Source organism: Blastopirellula marina, assembly GCF_002967715.1.
Lineage (GTDB): Bacteria > Planctomycetota > Planctomycetia > Pirellulales > Pirellulaceae > Bremerella > Bremerella marina_B.
Window position 1 is genome coordinate 15023 of the sequence record NZ_PUIA01000035.1, and the last position, 19935, is coordinate 34957.

The following is a 19935-nucleotide window of genomic DNA, read 5'->3' on the forward strand; positions in this document are numbered from 1 at the left end:
ATGAATAAGCATCATGGGCTTTTTTAATCCCGCTGAATATCCTTAAACGTTACCCTTATCGGCTTCAAATATTTGCTCTTAATCCATCCACAAAGTGTGCAACCCTGCTCTTCATCGAACCACGACACCAAACACTTATTTCCCCGTTTTTCATTGACGAATACAACGTCTTTCTTCAGGAGAACGGCCACTACCTTTGACTTGCGTTTACGTGTCCGATGAACAGTGGCTGTATTGGCGGAACAATGTTGAAATGGCGTATCATATCCTTCCGTGACCCTTTGCACCTCAACTTGCTCTTTAATCGCTGTCATCTCGTCGGGAGGAAGCGTATCTGGTGATGAAAATAGAACTGAACATATAAACAGAATTACCCTCTTCAAAATATCCGTAACGTTATCAGAAATTACGCCGATCAGAATGCCCTGCACATAGGGATTCTTTGTCGCATTCTTCCAATTAACTGCTTCTCCAAGTGACATTCCCTTCTTGCTTTTCTCAAGAACATCCTGAACTTCAGGATCGGAAAGTTCTTCCTCCGTTAGTTCGTCAATCGTGGGAATTGCTGTTAAATCCAGATCACCAAGGGTGATTCGTGCCTCATCTAAAATCGAAGAAATATTAGCGAATGGACCGCTTGTAATCGATGAGAACAACGACAGTAGTTCCTCCTGCTGTCGCAAGATTTCGACCATGGCCGTCTTGTCGAATACCTCGGAGATCAGCGAAGACTGAACTTTCTGCATTGAAGGAACTACATCCAGCACTTGGCTCATTATCCGAAAATGTGCTTGTTCAATACTCCTTGTCGCTGCCATGGCTTGAGCAGCTACGTCAAATAGCCCCATCTGGCGTTGAGCCGCCAGAATGGGCGAATAGATGGTGTTCATTGTCTTTAAAAAGTATTGCAGTTTCCGGGCGGCTCGACGGATTTCTGGTGGTATCTCTTCATTTGGGTCTTGCGAATCGCTCATAAAATTATCCCACAAAACAAAGGATTTAGGCTTCCGACAACGTAAAGAATAACGAGATACGAGCAGCACTCCACCCCGACGTAACATAATTACTCGTGCTGGCCCTAAATACGAGCATGAACAACTTACGTCTCGAATATCTAAGCCCCGCTGATCTCAGCGACAATCCCAAGAACTGGCGAGAACATCCTTCATCTCAAACCAATAGCCTTGCCGACATCATCGACCAAGTTGGTTGGGCAGGTGCCTTGCTATTCAATGAGGCAACCGGTCGTCTCATCGATGGTCACGCCCGAAAGAAAATCGCCAAGGATGAAAAGGTTCCGGTTCTTATCGGTTCGTGGACTGAAGAACAAGAATCCTTGATTCTGGCTTCCCTCGATCCATTGGCAGCAATGGCCGATGCCAACAGCGAAAAGTTCTCCGAGCTAATTGCATCCTTGGAGGAACAATCGGAAGCCGTGGAGGCTATGTTCAAAGAGATCGAGGAACGTGCTGGTTCCTTCGATGTCGGAGAAGGGGAATTCCCACAGATAGGCGATGAAGAGAAAACACATGGCCAAATGACCTTCACGCTCACAAACGATCAAACAGAGATCGTCAACGAAGCATTGAAGGTTTCCAAGGGAATGGGACCATTTGCCGATGACGGCAACAAGAATGGTCTGGCTCTAGCTCGAATCTGCGAGGTGTTCCTTGGGTCGTGCTAAAGATATCATCGTCAAGCCGATTCCTCGCAAGGATGCTGACAAGATCATCAAGTCATTGCATTACAGCGGGAAGGTCGTGAGGAATAGCCAGATACATCTTGGCGTTTTTCTCGATGGCAAATGTGGTGGTGTTCTTCAATTCGGACCATCGCTCGACAAGAAGAAAATCATCGGTCTTGTTCGTGATACCAAGTGGAATGGATTCATTGAATTGAATCGAATGGCTCTGGCGGATTGGCTTCCTGCAAACGGAGAAAGCCGTTCTATCGCTGTTGCGATGAAGCTATTGAAGAAACACTATCCACAGTTGGAGTGGGTCGTGTCATTTGCGGATGGCACCCAATGTGGACATGGCACGATTTACCAAGCCTCTGGATTCACCCTTACCGGCATCAATCAAAGCAAGAATCTTGTACGTCTGCCGAATGGTTCCACGATTCACAAAATGACGTTAGAAAGCAATCCAACGACACCAAGAACGGAGTTAGGTGGAAAGAGCTATTACGACGTGACTGGGGGACGTTACAACCTATCTGCCTATGTCGAAGAGGTTGGTGGTCAGGTGATTCCCGGCTTCCAGTTTCGTTACATGTATTTTCTTAATTACGATGCACGAAAGAGGTTGACGGTTCCTGTGGTCCCGTTTTCCAAAATCAAGGAGATCGGTGGCGAGATGTATCGTGGTGAGGCTAAATAAACATGCGTCAGAGGTGTAACGGTACACACACCACAACCAGTGGTGAGAAGGCGGTTCGACTCCGACCCTGACGCTTTACTCTTATTCATCGCCCTTCAATTTTTTGAAACGCTCTTCAGCCTGTTTAGCCAACGCCGGGGCAGTGTAAATGTATTCGGCAACTGCACGAGCAAGCGAGTCAAGCAGTGGAATCTCTGCCTCAGAAATATCAAAATCGTCTGCATGTGCTCCAACGTTTCCAAAGTCCTTGAGATGCTTAGCAATTTCGCTCAGTTTGTCAGGAATCAAATTACGGTTTGAAAGGTCTCTGAGCTTCGCTGCCAACGTGTTCCCGCTTGCCTGTTGATCCTTGCAAATAAATTCCAACGTTCGCCGTAGTTGAACAGCGTAGGAATTGGCGTCAACTCGGCGAACACGCTGGGCAGAGTTGTAAGCTTTCTGGACTTTCTCCGGTAAACCTACGAGTGAAGAGTTCAGTTGCGGATAGAGAATTGAAACATCTGGATCATCGGGATTCATGCCCGAACAGTAAAATTCGACAGTAAGTATTGTCTTACTGCACGAGGAACACTTGAACAACTTATATGTATTGCGTTCTATAAATACGCCTGAGCGGTAGCCATCCTCATCACTATGCTCCTCTACCTCGTCAACTACAGCTTTCGCCAGAATCTCCATTGGAGCTACGTTGTGGCAATGCCCGCACTTCTGAGACCCGGAATATTGTTTCTCTGCCACCACGATTCTCCAATTATTCGCACCAACATTGATCTGACCATTCTGCCAGCCACCAAGCCGAACACAATACGACCCACTTTGAGGACAAAAAGTTCGGTCAAAAATCTTCCGAAATAAGCCGAAACGAGGCTTTCTTGTTTCGATCCCGCAGACAAAGCTGCTGCTCGTCGTTGGCAACTTCGCCGACACGAACACGCAACATTTTGTTTTTCGGAGATTTATCATGGCTGCAAAACGCACCAACACCGCTGCAAACAATGCCAACGCCACCGACAACAACGCCCCCAACAAGGCTGAGGCAATTCGGCAATATCACGCCGAAAATCCCAACGCTGGACCATCGGACATCGCTAAGGCCCTGAAGGCAAAGGGCGTTGATGTCACGGCATCACGTGTTTCGACCGTTCTACGACCTTCCTCCAAGAAGAAAGGTGGTCTGGATGTGGACACGATCAAAGTGGCTGCCGAATTTGCCAAGCAGTACGAAGGTTCGGTTGATGCCAAGGCTGCCATCGAAAAGGTTGGCAAATTCATCGATTCGTGTGGTTCCACGGAGAAGGCTCTTGAGGCATTGGATGCCTACCATGCGGTAGCCGAAGCCATCGGCTAGTTCTGACCAGTTCCACCAAGCCCCGAGTGATCCTCGGGGCTTTTGTCGTTTCTTGAAGGAGATATCCATGGGAAAGAAGAAGGTTATTGAGTGCCCTTATTGCAAGGGAGAAATGCGAAGACATTCCAAGGGTCGTGGTGTCATCATGGGGCTTCTCTGTGCCCTCATGGTGTTCTGCATTGGAGTGGCCGTGTTCCTGTTGATTCCGGTCATTGGTTGGATTGCTGGACCAATCATCTGCATCTATGCCCTCGGCATGGGCAGCAACAGAAAATCGTTCTGGAAGTGTAAGCAATGTAATTCCACCATCGACCGAACATAGGAGCACACACGTGAAATCATTAGATCAGAAAGCAACTCGTATCTTCCTGAAGCTGGTCGAGGGAATGAAACGCATCGGGTCAAATCGGAAGATTGACAACACCGAGGGTGTCTTCATGCCGGTCTGCGTGGAGGTGATTGGGAAGCCAACCACGAAACCTCGTCTGGTGTCACCGGGCTTAGTGGTTTCGGTCACGCATTATCACGAGGTCGAGCGTGATCTAGTCACCGATCCAGAGGTTACGTTCCTGTGGACTGGGAAGAACATTTTCCCGATGACGTTTGAGCAGGGTGGCATGTGCTACCGGCAGTGGGTAAAGATCGAAGACGGCAGGATTTCGTACCACAAGGGAGGGCAGGCTGATCTTGCGATGTTTTGCAACGAGTGGATGAGGAATATTGCTGACCAGCAGGAATTGTGACGTTTGCCGTTACAACATTTGTAATCGAGAAGCCATGTCGTGATGACATGGCTTTTTCTTGGCTCTGGGACGTTCCAAATTAGGTGAGAAAACATATTGACCTCACCGCCCAAAAAAGGGACTTTTCTCGAACCAGAAAAGACCATTCGAAGTCATAAGGAAATTCGAGAAATGGATATCGAGGAAAATCTACGTTTTGAGGATTTACCTAAGCTAATTTTGGCTGCTCACAAGCGACAAATTGAGGCACAATCAGATTTCTCTTTCGCTAAGGCATCCCTTGAACGCATCAAGGCGGAAGTTCGGTTAATGCACTGCCAGACACATCGTCACTACAAAGCTACCGATTTCACCACGATTGATGAAAACGTACAGGCCGCACAAAGACTGCACTTGAACGCTCAAAAGACGCTATCAATTGCCGCAGCAGAACTGGAAATGTTGCAGAATACATTCAAAGTATGCCAAGCGATGGTAGGCTCTGGGCTTCCGATTCTGCTTCCACCAACAATCAAAGTGGTTCATCCCGAAAGCGATGATCGAATCGACGATATCGCCGCCGCCTAAATGGTCCGTCTAACGGCCCCACACGCCAAATAGAACGACTTTCGGGCGAATCTTGGCCGATCATGTGGCGATGATCTACGAGCATTCTATGGGCGATTCATGGGCCGTAGATTTGGTACGGATTCGGCCCAATTAGGTACACATGCGATTTGGTACAAATTAGGTACAAAATCAGCGCACGAAAAAAGCCGTAAATCGTTATGAATTACGGCTTTATGAAGTGGGCGATACAGGATTCGAACCTGTGACCCCTACCATGTCAAGGTAGTGCTCTAACCAACTGAGCCAATCGCCCTTTTGTGCTTCTTGCAATCAAGCGGTGACGCTTATTGCGTGCAAGCAATTATCAGTGATTCACCCCCGTGGAGGTTAACCAAACGCGTAGTTTGCCATTAGAACTGTCCGATCGTCAAGGGGCTACAACGAAAATTGCGATTATGTCCCCTCACCTAAGCTGCCCCGACCTGGAGACTTAGCGTCCAAATAGCCTGGGGAACGACAACCTGGACTTTTCCTAATGCGCAACTTCCGTCAATCTATACGCTTCTTGCGGTGAACCCGCTTACCCGGCGGGGCGTCTCTAACAACACAAATAATGGAGAGCCCTGCCGCTGGCAGAAGGTTCGCCCTGGCAGATAGATCGCTACGACGGCCACATCTGCCCGATCCATCCTTACGGTTTTAGCGACATCCTTTGTTTCGATGTCCTCGTGAGCCTGGAAATCGCCATTTGGATAAGAAACCGAACACATCATGCTCGAGGTCATTCTTCCCGACGGATCCAAGAAGGAATTCGATCACGCCGTCACCCCCATGGAGGTCGCTGCCGATATCGGTCCCGGCCTGGCCAAAGCGACCCTTGCCGGCGAAGTCGACGGCAATATCGTGGGCTTCGATACCAAGCTGCCTGAAGAAGGCACCGTCAACTTGCGACTGTTGACCAAGAAGGACGAGGAAGCGTTGGGGGTTATGCGGCATAGCTGTGCCCACATCATGGCCCGAGCCGTCATGAGGCTGTTTGACGGTGTGCAGCTCGCGTTTGGTCCGACCATCGAAGGGGGTTTCTACTACGACTTCGACCTTGAGCACAAGCTTTCCGAAGAAGACTTCCCGGCCATCGAAGCCGAGATGAAGAAGATCATCAAGGAAGACGAGCCGTTCGAGCGCATTGAACGCAATCGAGATGAATCACTGCAGGTCGTCAAAGACCTGGGACAGAAGTACAAGATAGAGCACATCGAGACCGGCCTGAAAGATCACGCGTCGATGTCGTTCTATCAGCAAGGCGAGTTCATCGACCTGTGCCGCGGGCCCCATATTCCGCGTCCGAAAGCGATTGGGGCCTATAAAATCCTGTCGGTTGCTGGTGCCTACTGGAAAGGGGATTCCAACAATCGTCAGCTGCAGCGGCTGTATGCGACTGCCTTCTTTACCAAGGAAGACCTGGAAGCCCACCTAACCAAAATCGAAGAAGCCAAACGCCGCGACCACCGCGTGCTAGGCAAGCAGTTGGATCTGTTCTCGATCAATCCGCTGGTAGGGCAGGGGCTTATCCTGTGGTCCCCTAAGGGGACCATCATTCGTAACCTGCTGACCGAGTTCGTTGGCGAACAGCTAAAGAAGTTCGAGTACCTGCCGGTCGTGACTCCGAACATCGGCAAGGTCGACCTGTACAAGATCTCGGGACACTATCCTTATTACAAGGACAGCCAGTTCGCACCCATTCATCAGGCCGAGGATGAAGAATACCTCCTCAAGCCGATGAATTGCCCGCACCATATCATGATCTACAAGTCTCGGCCGCGTAGTTACCGTGAATTGCCGTACCGCTTGTCGGAATTCGGTACCGTTTACCGCTACGAGCAGTCAGGCGAATTGAACGGCATGACCCGCGTGCGTGGGTTCACCCAGGACGATGCTCACATCTTCTGCACCGACGAACAAGTCGAAGACGAGTTCCGCAAGTGCATCCAGATGACTCAGTACGTGCTGAGCAGCCTGGGCCTGACCGACTACCGCGTCCGCTTGGGTTTCCGCGATCCCGATAGCGGCAAGTACGTTGGCAAGGAAGCAGTGTGGGATGCCGCCGAAGCCGCCCTGGTTCGTGTGTGCAAGAACATGGGCATCACTGCGACTGCCGAAGCAGGCGAAGCCGCGTTCTACGGTCCGAAGGCCGACTTTGTGGTGAACGACTGCCTGGGCCGCGAATGGCAACTGGGTACTGTGCAGTTGGACTACAACCTGCCTAGTGCCGAGCGTTTCGACCTGGAGTACATCGGCAAGGACAACCAGCCGCACCGGCCGGTGATGATCCACCGTGCTCCGTTCGGCTCGTTGGAACGCTTCATGGGTGTGCTGATCGAGCACTTTGCCGGCGCGTTCCCACTATGGCTGGCACCGGAACAGATTCGCCTCCTGACGGTCAGCCAGAAGTTCGACGAGTATGCCCAGAAGGTCGAAAAAGAGCTGCTGGCCGCCGGCTTCCGAGTTAGTGGCGACTATCGCCCTGAAAAGATCGGGGCCAAGATCCGTGCCGCTCAGTTGGAACTGATTCCGTACATGTTCATCATTGGTGGACGCGAAATGGAAGAAGAAGCCGTTTCGGTACGCGACCGCATCGATGGCGACCTGGGATCGATGAAGATCCCCCAAGCGATCGAGAAACTGCAGGAAGAAGTGGCCAATCGCGTGGTTCGCCAGGTCTTCAAAGGATCGGCCGGCCTGGGGACCTCCGGCACCGCCACCACCAGCGAAGGCTACTAAGCATTAAGCCAGGCCCCACCGCCCCCAGACCTGGGGGCGAGCCTGGCGGATTGCTGAAAGAGTCCCGTTCGCCAGAAGGCCATTTGCCCCGTAACGGGAACAGGAACCGCCATTACCACCCGGAAAGGTGGCAAAATTCGCCGATTCCTATTTTCGTGCGTTAACGTGGCGGAAACTTGACGATAGAATGTTTTCAATGTGGTACGATTTTACGGGTTGTCCACAACGTCGATAATATTTGCATTACCCGTTTCCTAGCTTAAAAGGATCACTAGCCATCGCCCTGCGAAACACGTCTCGCGATCGAGACCGCGATCAAAATCGCGACCAGACTCGAATCAACGATCGCATTAGAATCTCGCCCATTCGAGTCATTGCTGCTGATGGAGAACAATTAGGCGTTCTGCCCACCGACGAAGCCTTGTCGATTGCTCGCGAAGCAGGATTAGACCTGGTCGAAGTTGCCCCTGGTGCCAAGCCACCGGTGTGCCGCATCATGGACTACGGTAAGTACAAGTACCAACAAAGCAAGAAGCAACACAAGAACCAGTCGCACCACACCAAGACGAAGGAAATCCGCCTGCGTCCGAAGACGGGCGACCACGATATCGAGTTCAAGGTCAAGCAAGCGATCAGCTTCTTAAAGCACAAAGATAAAGTCCAGGTTTCGGTCCAGTTCAAGGGTCGTGAAATGGCACACGTGGAAGAAGGCCATCGCGTTATGGCTCAAGTGATCGAACTGCTCGCGGAAGTGGGCAAGGTTGAATCGCCCCCGAAACAAATGGGACGCCGCATCATGGCGACGGTGTCTCCCAAAGCCGGCTAACGGCCAAGCTATCGACGAAAACGACCACTTCGAATTTCGAGGTGGTCTTTTTTATGCGCGGTACCTGACTTGCTAGCAGGCATCGAAATAGGCAAATGCTCTTGCTGATTTTGTTTGCCCTCTGGTACCTTTCCGCGTCGCTGCTCGCAAGGATGCTTCGCTGCGCCATCCCGGAAGGCTAACCCCATGAAATCTTCGGTCATCGTTACCACCCACAATCGGTCGTACTACCTCGATAAGGTACTGCACGGCTACGTTCATCAAACCGTCAAACCACACCAGGTGGTAATCGCGGACGACGGATCGACCGATGACACGCCCGAGATCATCCAAAAGCATCAACAGCAGGCCGACTTCCCGATCGTTCATGCCTGGCATCCTTTCAGTGGCATGCCCCAGATCAGCAAGGCCCGCAATGCGGCCACGCGGCAATGCACCGGTGAATACCTGATCTATACCGACGGCGACTGCATCCCAGGTCCGATGTTTGTGGCCGATCACCAGCGGCTCGCCAAGCAAGGCTATTTCACCCAAGGACGCCGAAACTTCCTCAACTACAAAGCGTTCGAAACGTTTCACGGAACTGAGAACACCTGGCAGTTGTTCAAGCATTGGCTCAACGGCGGGCTCACGAAGCTACACCTGCTGGTTCGCATCCCAGGCCTGGCCGTTCGTAGCCGCGGGATGAAAGGGATCCGAGGTTGCAATATCGCCACCTGGCGTAGTGACGTCGAAGCTATCAACGGCTGGAACGAAGAGTTTGTCGGCTTCTGGCGCGAGGACAGCGAGTTCATTACCCGCTTGATGCGTACCGGTGTGAAGCGACAAAACGCTCTCTACTCGGCGATTCTGTTCCATATGGAACACGAGAAGTTCTTTAACCAGGAAGACTTCGATCGCAACAACGCCATCTGGGAGAAGTCGAAGACCGGCCCGATCTTTATCGAAAACGGGATGATGCCTCCTCCCCGTTTGCTGCCGATCAACGCCGATAATGCGGCCCCAGAGACTGCTATCCGAAAAGCCGCGTAAGAGCGCTGCCTAACTTAGCCGGACTTACGATCCAGCATCGAGCGATAGATTTCAATCGTTTCGGCCGCGGCGACATTCGCTCCGAATTTCGCACGAACCATCTCCGATGCCGACGAACCCAGTGCTCGTAAGCTATCTCGATTGGCGAGCACCTCGGCCAGTTTTTCTGCCAAGGCGATTGGGTCTTCTGGCGGCACCAGGTGCCCACCACCCGTCGCGGCGATCAGCTCGGGGAACGCTCCGTGATCAGGCTGCACGACCGGAACGCCTGCCGACCAGGCCTCGAGCACAAACAGCCCCTTCGGCTCGCGATAGACTGTGGGAACCGAAAGGACGTCAATCGACCTCAGGAAAGCCAGCTTGCCTGCTCGATCGACCGTCCCCAGATACTCGCACCCGCCGAAGTGTCCTGAATCTCGGAGCTTGGCAAATTGCTCGTCGAGATAGAGTTGCTGCTGAGGGCCCGCCCAGCCGGCGATCTTCAACTGGGCGTCTTCCAGGCCCGGAATTTCCCGCAAGTGCATAAACGCATCAACGAGAACGTGCAGCCCCTTTTCGGGTGCCATGCGAGCCAGGTAACCGATGGTCGGAGGTCGATCAGGTGTGAGATGTGGGTGCGGGTGATCGGGGAAGTCCGTTAAATCGATCCCCAGCGGCACCAGGTGAAACTTCTCGCGCGGGATACCAAAGTACTCGGCCATGTAATCGGCGTAGTAATGGCTGAAAACGATGAACCCGTCGACATGCTCGACCAACTTGCGAATCTGGGCGAAGCACTGCGATCGATATGGTTCGGGCAGGTCGTCCATGAAGATGTCGTCCCCTTGCAGGGTCACCAGGATCGGGCAATCGACCTTCTCCTTCAGCAGCGGAGCCGTGCCGGCGATCATCATGTTGCTGAAGTTGATGACCTGCGGCCGAAGCTCCTGGGCCACCCACTTCGCCAGACGCTGGGCTTCCTTCCGCTGATTACCGTCTTTCCCCTTCAATACGGATAGAGTCAACGCGCCCAACTGCTTGGCACTTGTCTCAATTCCGCGGGAAGTTGCCCAGCGGATGATCCATTCCTGATCGAGCCAGCGCGTCACCAGGTCTGGCAGAAACCGATAGCCTGGGACGTTCTGCTCCATATATACGTTGATGCCGCCGTAGAAGAGGGTTTTCTCGCTGACGTCCTCTTCATCGACGCGAATCGGGGTATACATCGGCAGCAAATGGACATCGTGCCCCAGGTGATGCATGGCCCGGGCAACCGTGTTGTCGCGCATGCAGCTACCGCAAAACATGCCCGCCCCGCCGGCCGTAAGATAGGCGATGATCAATGGATCGCATGTTGAAGGATTAGCGTGATGCATCAGTTCACTGTTACTTAGGGGACTCGGCGAGTTGGGGTCTAGGTGTCGGCAGGAAATGAACGGCCAGCCAGACGAGCCCCAAAACGGTAAACCCAATCACTCCGGCAATTCGCAGAGGACCTTCTTTGAACACGATCAGTCCGTTGAATGCAATAAACAGGAAAAAACCGATCAGCCACTGCTCGTAGCGAGGGCTTCTGCCAGCATAGCCTTGCGGCGCAATCCACCACCACAACACATCCGCCACCCACAATATGGCCATGCAGTGATTGACGTAGATTCCTCCACCGAACCGCACCTTGAGCTTGTCGTAGGTTTGCTGGGCCGTATCGGCGTAGGCCGCGGCGTTGCTCCAGTCGTGGTAATAATGCATGCCAGCGGCGATATGTGCCAGGAACAGCACGCACGAGGCAGTCCAAATAACTCGCTGAATACCCTCGCTTATCGCCCACCACGGACGCACCATCCGCAACACGATACACACCATCAGCCCAATCAGGGCGAGGCGAATCGTCCAGGCAGTAATCAGGGGACCGTCCATCAAGGTTGTTGGCCACAGGTCGAGGGGAATATTCGGGGGCAATCCATATTTTAGGTAGGTGGCGTCCGATATTCGACCTCGTGTGGAGCGATTCGTGCTGAAAACCGTATTGGTAAAACCAATTGCGACAATAAGTTGCGTCAATAGGATCGTCGCTGGCGAGGTTTTTCAAAATCCTTAGCGTCCCCCTACCGCATATGGAGGGAAGTCTCTAGAATATTGGGTTTCCATGTATCAGAAGATTGTCCTCTAAAGGACATGACGTCCCAGATATTCATTGGGGATTGGCATCATGCCTAAGATGAAGACCCACAAGGGTACCAAAAAGCGCTTCCGCATCACCGGGAAGGGCAAGATCAAGCACCGTCAGTGTGGTACGAGCCACTTGGCCAACCGCATGAGCCACAAGCGGAAGCGAAACCTCCGCGGCACAACCGTTTTGGCCGAAGCCGAATCGGTAGCTCTGCGCGAAGCTTTGGGCAAGTACAGCTACTAGACACAACTTTGTCGGCACTTCGAGCTGTTTCACGCCGTGTGAGCATGCATCGAGTGTCATTTTTCAGTACGCGGGCAACAAACACCCATTTATAACGAGTGGGGGCCCAGTGGACGAAAGTCAGGTAATACGATGAGAACTACTTACGGCAAGGCACGCCATAAGTCCAAGAAGCGCCTTTTTAAGAAGGCCCGTGGTAATCGTGGTGGTCGTGGCAATCTGCTGCGTACCGTCAAGGAAACCCTGGTCCGTGCTGGCGTATATGCCTACCGTGACCGTAAGGTCCGTAAGCGTGAATTCCGCAAGCTGTGGATTATCCGTCTCAACGCCGCCGCTCGCGAACGTGGCCTGCGTTACAGCGAATTCATCAACGGCCTGAAGAAAGCCGGTATCAACTTGGACCGCAAGGTATTGTCCGAAATGGCGATCCACGATCCAGGTGCATTCGACGCCGTGACCGAACAAGTCAAGGCTGCCCTGGCTGCCTAAGTGTTTGCCCTCCTTGGATGGGCAGCAACCAACTCAGATGCAATAATACAAGCCGCCGAGGATGACTCGGCGGCTTGTTTCATGAACGCACCAAACTTACAGGCATCATGTCACTCAACGATTTCATCAAACAGCTAGACGACCTGGTCGAAGCGGCATCGCATCGTTTTGAAGACGCCATCAAGCAGGTCGACAAAGAGATTCTGGAAGAAACCCGTGTCGAATACCTGGGTGCCAAGAGTGGCAAGCTCAAGGAAGTCCAAAAGGGGCTGGGGCAGGTCTCGAAGGAAGACAAACCGGTCGCCGGTAAACGCTTCAATGAAGTGAAGAACCGCCTGGAAGAACTTTTCCAATCGGCCGCCGACGCCATTACCGGCGGCAGCGGCAAGAAGGGGAAAGTCGAGGCACTGGACGTGACCTTGCCTGGTAAGCGTCCGCGTCTGGGTCACATCCACCCAATCACCCAGACGATTGATGAACTGAAGGACATCATGGGCCGGCTCGGCTTCTCGGCCGTCGAAGGCCCCGAGATCGAAGATGACTGGCACAATTTCGAAGCCTTGAATATCCCGCTCGAGCACCCGGCTCGCGATCCGCTAGACAACTTCTATTTGAACGTTGCTTCCACCGGCACCGGCGGCGGCAATCAACTTCTGCGTAGCCAGACGTCGACCGTGCAAATTCGGGTGATGGAAAACAACAAGCCACCGATCCGGATCGTTTCTCTGGGGCGCGTTTATCGTCCTGACGAAATCGATGCGACCCACTACGCGATGTTCCATCAGATCGAAGGTCTGCTGGTCGACACCAACGTCACAATGGCCGACCTGAAGTACGTGCTGCGACTGTTCGCATCGAGCTACTTGGGACACGACGTGGAAATCCGCTTCCGTCCCTCCTTCTTCCCATTCACCGAACCGAGTGTGGAAGTCGATATGCGTTGGCAAGATACCTGGCTCGAGTTCGGCGGAGCCGGCATGGTCGATCCGAACGTGCTCAAGGCCGTCGGTTACGATCCGGAAGAGGTAACCGGTTTCGCGTTTGGCTTGGGCGTGGAACGTCTGTGCATGCGACGCCACGGCATCAACGACATTCGCTATTTGTACGACAGCAATACGAAGTTCCTGGCTCAGTTCTAACACTGGCCGGCAGCAAGTTTGCTTTGAATCGCTACGAAACTCGAACACACGACCCCGTAAAGAAAAACTCTGACCATGCTCGTTTCCTGGGATTGGCTGAAGCAGTACCTCGATTTAAACATCAGCGAAGCGGAAGTCTGCGATCGTTTGACCCTGGCAGGCCTGAACTTCGACGGGTCGGCAACGGTTGACAACGATCGATGTCTCGATCTGGAAGTCACCAGCAACCGTCCAGACTGGCTTGGCCACATAGGCATTGCCCGCGAAGTGGGCGTGCTGTTTGATCTCGACCTGAAGGTTCCTGGCGCGGACGTCTCGAAGAATTCGAGCGGGGCCGCTTGTCCGATGATTGTGCAGATCGAAGACGAAGCGTTCTGCCCACGATATATTGCCCGCAGCATCACCGGCGTGACTGTTGGCGACAGCCCAGCCTGGATGGTCAATCGGCTGCGTACGATTGGCATTTCCACGATCAATAACGTGGTCGATGCCACCAATTACGTGCTGATGGAAATCGGCCAGCCTCTACACGCGTTCGACCTGAACAAGCTCACCGGAGACACCATCCGTGTTCGCAAGGCGACGCACGAAGAGAAGTTCCTGGCCATCGACCATCGCGAATACCAGCTGACATCCGACGATTACGTGATTGCCGACAAAAGTGGTGCCGTGGCGATCGCCGGCGTGATGGGGGGCAAAGAGACGGAAGTCAATGAGATGACGACCGACCTTTTGATCGAAGCCGCCCAGTTCGCTGCGTTACCGGTACGCACGACCTCGCGCCGGCTCAAGCTGAAGAGCGATTCTTCGTATCGCTTTGAACGTGGCGTCGATCCCGAGATGATCGATTGGGCCAGCCGCCGCTGCTGCGAGTTGATCGTCGAAACGGCCGGTGGCGAAGTCTGCGAAGGACGCGTCTATGCCGGATCTGAGCCAAGTGCTCGCGAGTCGGTCACGCTGCGACTGTCGCAGATTCCTCGCATTCTGGGCATTCACGTTTCGGAAACCGAAGTTCGTCGCATTCTGGAACGCCTCGGCAACGAGGTCACCCACCAGAACGACAAGCAGATCACCGTGATACCGGCCAGTTGGCGGCGCGATCTCGATCGTGAAGTCGACCTGGTGGAAGAAGTCGCGCGAATTCATGGTTACGACAAGATTCCTGAACATGCCGGCGTTTCCCTCAGTGCTTCCCATCAAAGCGATTTAGACCGGGTTCGCAACAAAGTTCGCACAGGCATGCTGGGAATGGGCTTCGATGAAACCCTGACCCGCAGCATCGTGAGTGACGTCTGGTCGAAAGCCTTCCAAGGTTGGTCGCTGGCCGAACCGCTGACAACCAGCATGCCAATGGTTAAAGGGGAAGACCGCCTGCGTGTGAGCTTGATTCCCAGCCTATTGGGTGCTCGCCGAAACAACGAGAAGTTCAGCTACACCGACATCGACTTGTACGAGATCGCCAAGGTTTACCTGCCCAAACCGAAGGCACTTCCCGATGAACGCTACATGGTGGGCATCACCAGTGGTCGCGATTTCTTCGAGTTGAAGGGAGTCATCGAAGGCCTGGTGGGCATGCTCAACCCGAGCATTAGGATCACCACCATTCCCTACACCGACCCTCTCTTCGCGGAAGGGCAGGGGGCACATTTGACGATCGGTGGCACCACGCTTGGTTACCTGGGTGTCGTTGGCGACAAGGCCCGCAAGGCATTCGGCCTGCAGCAATCGGCCACCGTCGCCGAGCTCGACCTGAGAGCTCTGATGAAACTGGCCATACTCATTCCGCAACATCAAGACTTCAGCACCCACCCCGCGATGAATCGCGACTTAAACCTGGTGGTCGACGAAAACATCAGCTGGTCGAAACTGCAAGACATCAGCTACTCGGCCGGTGGCGAACTGGTGGAAGTGGTGACGTTCCAAGAGATCTTCCGCGATCCGAAGAAGGACGGCCCCGGCAAGAAGCGTGTCCTCTTCACGGTCACCCTTCAGGCCTACGATCGCACACTGACTGGCGAAGAGGCGGACGCAACTATCGCCAAGATCCTGACGGCATGCGACAAAGAAACGGGCGCGAAGCTATTGGCTTAGGCCTGGTTTCGTTCAACTGCATTGCAAACTGAATTACTTTCGAGCCGAGGCCAAGACCATGGCAGACCATCAGCAAATCTTCGATCAACTGTGCGACCACTATCGCGAAACAGCCAAGCTCGAGAACATCAATTCGCTGCTGGGCTGGGATGAACGAGTCCTTCTGCCGGAGAGTGCCGGTGCCTATCGTGCCGATCAAATCACCCTTCTTTCCGGTATCATTCATGATCGCAACACCGATCCGAAGATTGGGGCCTGGCTGGAAGAATTGCACGAGTCGGCGCTGAGCGAACAACCCAACAGCCCGACTGAAGCGACGATCCGCCGTATCAAAAGCGACTACCTGAAGCAGGTGAAGTTGCCCAAACGTCTGGTCGAAGAGTTCAGCCATGCCCGTATCATTGGCCAGCAGACGTGGGTCAAAGCGCGTGCGGAAGACAACTTCGGTACCTTCGAACCGATCCTCGATAAGCTAATCAGCCTGAGCCGCGAGATGGCCGAAGCAATCGGCTACCAGGGGGAACAGTACGACGCGCTGCTCGACTTCTACGAACCCGAAGCAAAGACCGCCCAGGTTCGCGGCGTGCTCGAGACCCTCAAGGATCAACTCGTTCCGCTAGTGGCGGAGATCAAAGAGAGTGGTCGAACGCCAAACATGGAGATCCTCAAGCGGCACTATCCGATCGCTCAGCAGGAAATCCTCGGTAAGTCGGCCGCCTCGCAAATTGGTTTCGACTTCTCGGCCGGCCGACTCGATGTGACGCATCATCCGTTCTGCACGACGATTGGCCCGTACGATATCCGCATTACCACGCGGTACGACGAGAACTTCTTCCCGTCGGCCTTCTTCTCGACCCTGCACGAAGCAGGACATGGGCTGTACGAACAAGGTCTCCCCAAAAACTGGTTTGGGTTACCGCCAGGCAACGCGGCTTCGCTGGGCATTCACGAATCGCAGTCGCGTCTGTGGGAAAACATCGTCGGCCGCAGCTATGCGTTCTGGAGCCACTTCTATGGTGATGCCAAGAAGCTGTTCCCTGAAGCATTGTCGGACGTGCCGATGGGGGACTTCCACTTTGCGATCAACGAAGTGACGCCATCGCTGATTCGTGTGGAAGCGGACGAAGCGACTTACAACTTGCACATTATTATCCGCTTCGAGCTGGAACAGGCACTGCTATCCGGCGACCTGCAAGTAAAAGATCTGCCAGGTGCCTGGAACGAGAAGTATACCCAGCAGCTTGGCATCACCCCCACCAGCGATGCCGACGGCTGCCTGCAGGACGTCCACTGGAGCGCCGGCCTGATGGGTTACTTCCCGACGTACAGCCTGGGCAATATTTACTCGGCCCAGCTACTGGAGCAAGCTCGCGAGGACCTGGGAGACTTGGACGGCATGTTTGCCGCCGGCGAGTTCATGCCGCTATTGGATTGGCTGCGTGAGAATGTCCATCAACATGGCGAGTGCTACCCAGGTGCCGAGTTGGTCGAACGCGTTTGCGGTGATCCGATCGATTCGAAGCCGCTGATTCGCTACCTGCGTGCGAAACTTGGCCCACTCTACGGCATCGAACACTAAACCAATACGATTCGCTTCGGCGTACTAGTTGTAGCCCAGGTTCCGCTCGATTTGTCGAGAACGGTCAGAGAGCCCTGTACCCGGGTCTTGGGTTCGGCCATTCTGCTTGGCATAGGTAGCGGAGTCGACATAGTCGTCTTCTTTATCTTCATCCGACTTCGATTGCGTGTCGGAGAAGTTGTCGACGAGATGGCTATCCTGCTTCGTTTCCTTCCCGCCCCAGCCCCAAGTACGGCAGCCGGGAACGACAGCGATGAGAGTCAGCATGACAACGAGTATTCGGATGGTCATGGTTGTAAAGTCAGCAGGGCCCGAAAAATGAAAATATGTGCCGAGGTAAATACCTGATTACGCGTCATGGTTCCAGATCAAATGAAAACACCCACTCCGCTCGACATTCTGGTTATCGCCCCCCATCCAGACGACGCCGAACTAGGCATGGCCGGGGCGATCCTCAAATTCAAAGCCGAGGGGAAGAAAATTGGCATCCTCGATCTGACCTCTGGCGAGCCCACCCCTTATGGCAGCCTGGAAAAACGAGCCGCCGAAACAGCTGCCGCAACCGAGATTCTGGGGATCGACTGGCGAGACAACCTGGGGCTTCCCAATCGTAGCCTTGAAGCAACGCTAGCAGCCCGCGAGAAGCTGGCTTCGGTCATCCGGCAGCTGCGACCGAACTGGCTTTTTGCACCTTATTGGGAAGATGCTCACCCCGATCACCTGGCCGCGACGCAACTAGTGGATGCAGCTCGCTTCTGGTCGAAACTCAGCAAGACAGATATGCCCGGCGAGCCGTTTCACCCGCAGCGAATCTATAACTACTACTGCGTGCACTTGAAGATGGCCCCGCAGCCGGCGTTCGTGCTGGATATCAGCGAGTACTGGGAACAGAAGCTGGCTTCGATCCGCTGTTACCACAGCCAGTTCATCGCAGGGCGACCATCTGAGTACCCCACGTTTCTGGATAAGCTGCACGACGAAGCATCGTACTGGGGCAAAGTGATTGGTACCCGCTATGGGGAACCATTCACCTCTCGCGAGCCGATCGGTATGAGCAGCATGAGCACGCTGGTGTAGCTTGAGAAAACATGCCAGCATCGCTAGCGGCGTTAAAGTTTCTCCAATTCGCGAAATCGGATCGATTGGCGTGAAGAGCACAGGCCCACGTCGTCGATGAGAGACACATCGGACCATGCGCGGCGATTGATTCGCCAATGCGCATGCGGCAAATCAGGGGGGCTACCTGAATTGCTACGATTGTCATACTCGTGCGTACCTGGTTCGCCATCGCCTGTTTGACTCTGCTGTGCAGCGGCTGCGCCGCCATCCCAGAGGTGCGCGACAAGCCGATCTATCACAATCCATTCCCACAGCTGGCGCGTGTGGCGATCATTCCGTTCAATAACCAGAGCGACACTCCGACGCTCGACATGGACGAAGTCACGCTGGCCTACTACGGCGAGCTTCAATCAATACGTGGATTTGAAGTCGTGCCGGTCGGTGTGGTCATGCGGGCCATGCAAGCAAGCGGCAACAACGGCACCGATATCGAACAAATGCGCGCACTTGGAAAAATGTTGGGCGTCGACGCCGTCGTCGTTGGTTCGGTGACTGACTACACGCCCTATTATCCGAAACGTTTGACTCTCGCGATTAATTGGTACTCGACCAATCCTGGGTTCCATCCGATTCCGCCTGGTTATGGTTTGCCATGGGGCACCGCCGGCGAAGAATTCATTCCGGAATCGCATGTCTGGGAAGCCGAGTTCGCGCTCGCTCGTGAACAGCTCGCCACGCAAACACCGGCCGAGCCGAATCTCGACGATCGCATTGAAAATCCCGAGAAAAACGAGCAAATCGCCGTGGAAGGCCTTCCACCGAATTGGCCTGACCCAAGTGGGTTTATTCCCGATGCACCACGCACGCAAGCACCTCCGATGCTACAGCAAGATGGCCCGATCATCTCGCAGATTCGGAGCTATAGCGAAAATGACGCAGACCTCACAGAACGTGCCGAACAGTATTACTTTTTTCTGGACGATGCGCGTAATGGGGGTTGGCAGGGTTTTCTTGATCGTAGCAACGATTTCATTCGTTTCTGTTGCTACTCGCATATCACAGAAATGCTCTCTCTTCGTGGCGGTGCCGGGGAATCTCAACTGGCGATCCGATGGGGCGAAAGCCGATAACCTTCTTTACCACGGATGAGTTTGGAAATTGTCTGGGAGGCTGCCACACGTGACGGAAGAGATCAACGTACTAGCACTGGTCAAGGGTGAAGAACGCTACGTCTTTCTATTCAGCGATCAGCGCAGGGCCGAAGCCCTTCGCACGCTGGGACGCTATGCGAGTAACCCGGAACTGAGTTTCACCTGGTACGACGCCGCCGTGCTAAGCCAGAAGATCCGCGCCCAAGCCGCCGATCAGAACGAACCGGTTGCAGGCGGTGCGGCAGTCAAACCGCGTTTCGAATTCCCCGCCAACGGACCGATCGATATCGGTAGCCTGGATGCCGACCATCTCGACTTCGACGAGTTCAGCTAACACGCGGAGCTATCACCGTGATTGATCGCGTCGCAAATACC

General features: G+C 53.9%; 22 protein-coding genes and 1 tRNA gene. 17 read left to right on the forward strand and 6 right to left on the reverse strand.

The window, feature by feature from the left end; all coding sequences use genetic code 11:
- Positions 1–23 precede the first annotated feature (23 nt).
- A complete protein-coding gene (locus C5Y96_RS09910; protein WP_105352647.1) occupies positions 24–974 on the reverse strand; it encodes a hypothetical protein in 951 nt (316 codons plus the stop codon).
- 116 nt (positions 975–1090) lie between these two features.
- Between C5Y96_RS09910 and C5Y96_RS09915 the strand changes: the two genes are divergently transcribed.
- Together C5Y96_RS09915 and C5Y96_RS09920 are read left to right on the forward strand one after the other, a co-directional pair.
- The gene (locus C5Y96_RS09915) at positions 1091–1684 is read left to right on the forward strand and encodes a hypothetical protein (protein ID WP_105352648.1); all 594 of its coding nucleotides are present in this window, start codon (positions 1091–1093) and stop codon (positions 1682–1684) included.
- Positions 1671–2381, forward strand: coding sequence for a hypothetical protein (locus tag C5Y96_RS09920; RefSeq protein ID WP_105352650.1), 711 nt, complete (start codon positions 1671–1673; stop codon positions 2379–2381). The genes C5Y96_RS09915 and C5Y96_RS09920 overlap by 14 nt, the downstream gene beginning before the upstream one ends.
- An 81-nt stretch (positions 2382–2462) precedes the next feature.
- On the opposite strand, the gene C5Y96_RS09925 is transcribed toward C5Y96_RS09920, so the two are convergent.
- Positions 2463–3308, reverse strand: a complete 846-nt coding sequence (locus C5Y96_RS09925; protein ID WP_158261166.1) for a DUF4145 domain-containing protein — start codon at positions 3306–3308, stop codon at positions 2463–2465.
- Between the two features lie 34 nt (positions 3309–3342).
- On the opposite strand from C5Y96_RS09925, the gene C5Y96_RS09930 reads away from it, so the two are divergent.
- From C5Y96_RS09930 to C5Y96_RS09945, 4 genes are all read left to right on the forward strand, one after another.
- A complete protein-coding gene (locus C5Y96_RS09930) occupies positions 3343–3729 on the forward strand; it encodes a hypothetical protein (RefSeq protein ID WP_105352654.1) in 387 nt (128 codons plus the stop codon).
- 67 nt (positions 3730–3796) lie between these two features.
- Positions 3797–4051 (forward strand): hypothetical protein, encoded by a 255-nt coding sequence (locus C5Y96_RS09935; RefSeq protein ID WP_105352656.1) that lies wholly within the window; start codon positions 3797–3799, stop codon positions 4049–4051.
- A 10-nt stretch (positions 4052–4061) separates the two neighbouring features.
- Positions 4062–4472, forward strand: a complete 411-nt coding sequence (locus tag C5Y96_RS09940; protein WP_105352659.1) for a DUF6908 domain-containing protein — start codon at positions 4062–4064, stop codon at positions 4470–4472.
- A gap of 171 nt (positions 4473–4643) precedes the next feature.
- A complete protein-coding gene (locus tag C5Y96_RS09945) occupies positions 4644–5039 on the forward strand; it encodes a hypothetical protein (RefSeq protein ID WP_105352662.1) in 396 nt (131 codons plus the stop codon).
- 221 nt (positions 5040–5260) lie between these two features.
- Here the strand turns inward: C5Y96_RS09945 and C5Y96_RS09950 are convergent.
- Positions 5261–5334: transfer RNA gene (locus tag C5Y96_RS09950), tRNA-Val, on the reverse strand.
- Between the two features lie 458 nt (positions 5335–5792).
- Between C5Y96_RS09950 and thrS the strand changes: the two genes are divergently transcribed.
- The 3 genes from thrS to C5Y96_RS09970 all read left to right on the forward strand — a co-directional run bounded on the left by thrS (position 5793) and on the right by C5Y96_RS09970 (position 9660).
- Positions 5793–7802 (forward strand): threonine--tRNA ligase, encoded by a 2010-nt coding sequence (gene thrS / locus C5Y96_RS09960; protein ID WP_105352667.1) that lies wholly within the window; start codon positions 5793–5795, stop codon positions 7800–7802.
- Positions 7803–8040: 238 nt separating this feature from the next.
- Complete coding sequence (gene infC, locus C5Y96_RS09965; RefSeq protein ID WP_233198901.1) at positions 8041–8628, forward strand: translation initiation factor IF-3; 588 nt, start codon at positions 8041–8043, stop codon at positions 8626–8628.
- Between the two features lie 186 nt (positions 8629–8814).
- A complete protein-coding gene (locus tag C5Y96_RS09970; RefSeq protein ID WP_105352669.1) occupies positions 8815–9660 on the forward strand; it encodes a glycosyltransferase in 846 nt (281 codons plus the stop codon).
- 14 nt (positions 9661–9674) lie between these two features.
- Here C5Y96_RS09970 and C5Y96_RS09975 read toward each other — a convergent pair whose 3' ends face one another.
- Together C5Y96_RS09975 and C5Y96_RS09980 are read right to left on the reverse strand one after the other, a co-directional pair.
- On the reverse strand, positions 9675–11015 hold the full coding sequence (locus C5Y96_RS09975; RefSeq protein ID WP_105352672.1) for a glycosyltransferase family 4 protein: 1341 nt from the start codon (positions 11013–11015) through the stop codon (positions 9675–9677).
- A 10-nt stretch (positions 11016–11025) separates the two neighbouring features.
- Positions 11026–11556 (reverse strand): hypothetical protein, encoded by a 531-nt coding sequence (locus C5Y96_RS09980; RefSeq protein WP_105352674.1) that lies wholly within the window; start codon positions 11554–11556, stop codon positions 11026–11028.
- A gap of 289 nt (positions 11557–11845) precedes the next feature.
- Here C5Y96_RS09980 and rpmI point away from each other — a divergent pair, with 289 nt between their 5' ends.
- The 5 genes from rpmI to C5Y96_RS10005 all read left to right on the forward strand — a co-directional run bounded on the left by rpmI (position 11846) and on the right by C5Y96_RS10005 (position 17350).
- The gene (rpmI, locus tag C5Y96_RS09985; RefSeq protein ID WP_105353331.1) at positions 11846–12052 is read left to right on the forward strand and encodes a 50S ribosomal protein L35; all 207 of its coding nucleotides are present in this window, start codon (positions 11846–11848) and stop codon (positions 12050–12052) included.
- A gap of 132 nt (positions 12053–12184) precedes the next feature.
- Positions 12185–12541, forward strand: coding sequence for a 50S ribosomal protein L20 (gene rplT, locus C5Y96_RS09990; RefSeq protein ID WP_105352677.1), 357 nt, complete (start codon positions 12185–12187; stop codon positions 12539–12541).
- Positions 12542–12666: 125 nt separating this feature from the next.
- Complete coding sequence (gene pheS, locus C5Y96_RS09995; RefSeq protein ID WP_409994416.1) at positions 12667–13680, forward strand: phenylalanine--tRNA ligase subunit alpha; 1014 nt, start codon at positions 12667–12669, stop codon at positions 13678–13680.
- Positions 13681–13755: 75 nt separating this feature from the next.
- Positions 13756–15771 carry a phenylalanine--tRNA ligase subunit beta gene (gene pheT, locus C5Y96_RS10000; RefSeq protein WP_105352678.1) on the forward strand — a complete coding sequence of 672 codons (2016 nt, stop codon included), beginning with the start codon at positions 13756–13758 and terminating at the stop codon, positions 15769–15771.
- Between the two features lie 58 nt (positions 15772–15829).
- Entirely contained in the window at positions 15830–17350 is a 1521-nt protein-coding gene (locus C5Y96_RS10005) for a carboxypeptidase M32 (protein ID WP_105352681.1), read from the forward strand.
- Between the two features lie 24 nt (positions 17351–17374).
- Here C5Y96_RS10005 and C5Y96_RS10010 read toward each other — a convergent pair whose 3' ends face one another.
- A complete protein-coding gene (locus C5Y96_RS10010; protein WP_146115600.1) occupies positions 17375–17641 on the reverse strand; it encodes a hypothetical protein in 267 nt (88 codons plus the stop codon).
- An 81-nt stretch (positions 17642–17722) separates the two neighbouring features.
- Between C5Y96_RS10010 and bshB1 the strand changes: the two genes are divergently transcribed.
- The 3 genes from bshB1 to C5Y96_RS10025 all read left to right on the forward strand — a co-directional run bounded on the left by bshB1 (position 17723) and on the right by C5Y96_RS10025 (position 19894).
- The gene (gene bshB1 / locus C5Y96_RS10015) at positions 17723–18427 is read left to right on the forward strand and encodes a bacillithiol biosynthesis deacetylase BshB1 (protein WP_315850644.1); all 705 of its coding nucleotides are present in this window, start codon (positions 17723–17725) and stop codon (positions 18425–18427) included.
- A gap of 191 nt (positions 18428–18618) precedes the next feature.
- Entirely contained in the window at positions 18619–19539 is a 921-nt protein-coding gene (locus C5Y96_RS10020) for a hypothetical protein (RefSeq protein ID WP_233198902.1), read from the forward strand.
- 49 nt (positions 19540–19588) lie between these two features.
- A complete protein-coding gene (locus C5Y96_RS10025; RefSeq protein ID WP_105352690.1) occupies positions 19589–19894 on the forward strand; it encodes a hypothetical protein in 306 nt (101 codons plus the stop codon).
- Positions 19895–19935 lie beyond the last annotated feature (41 nt).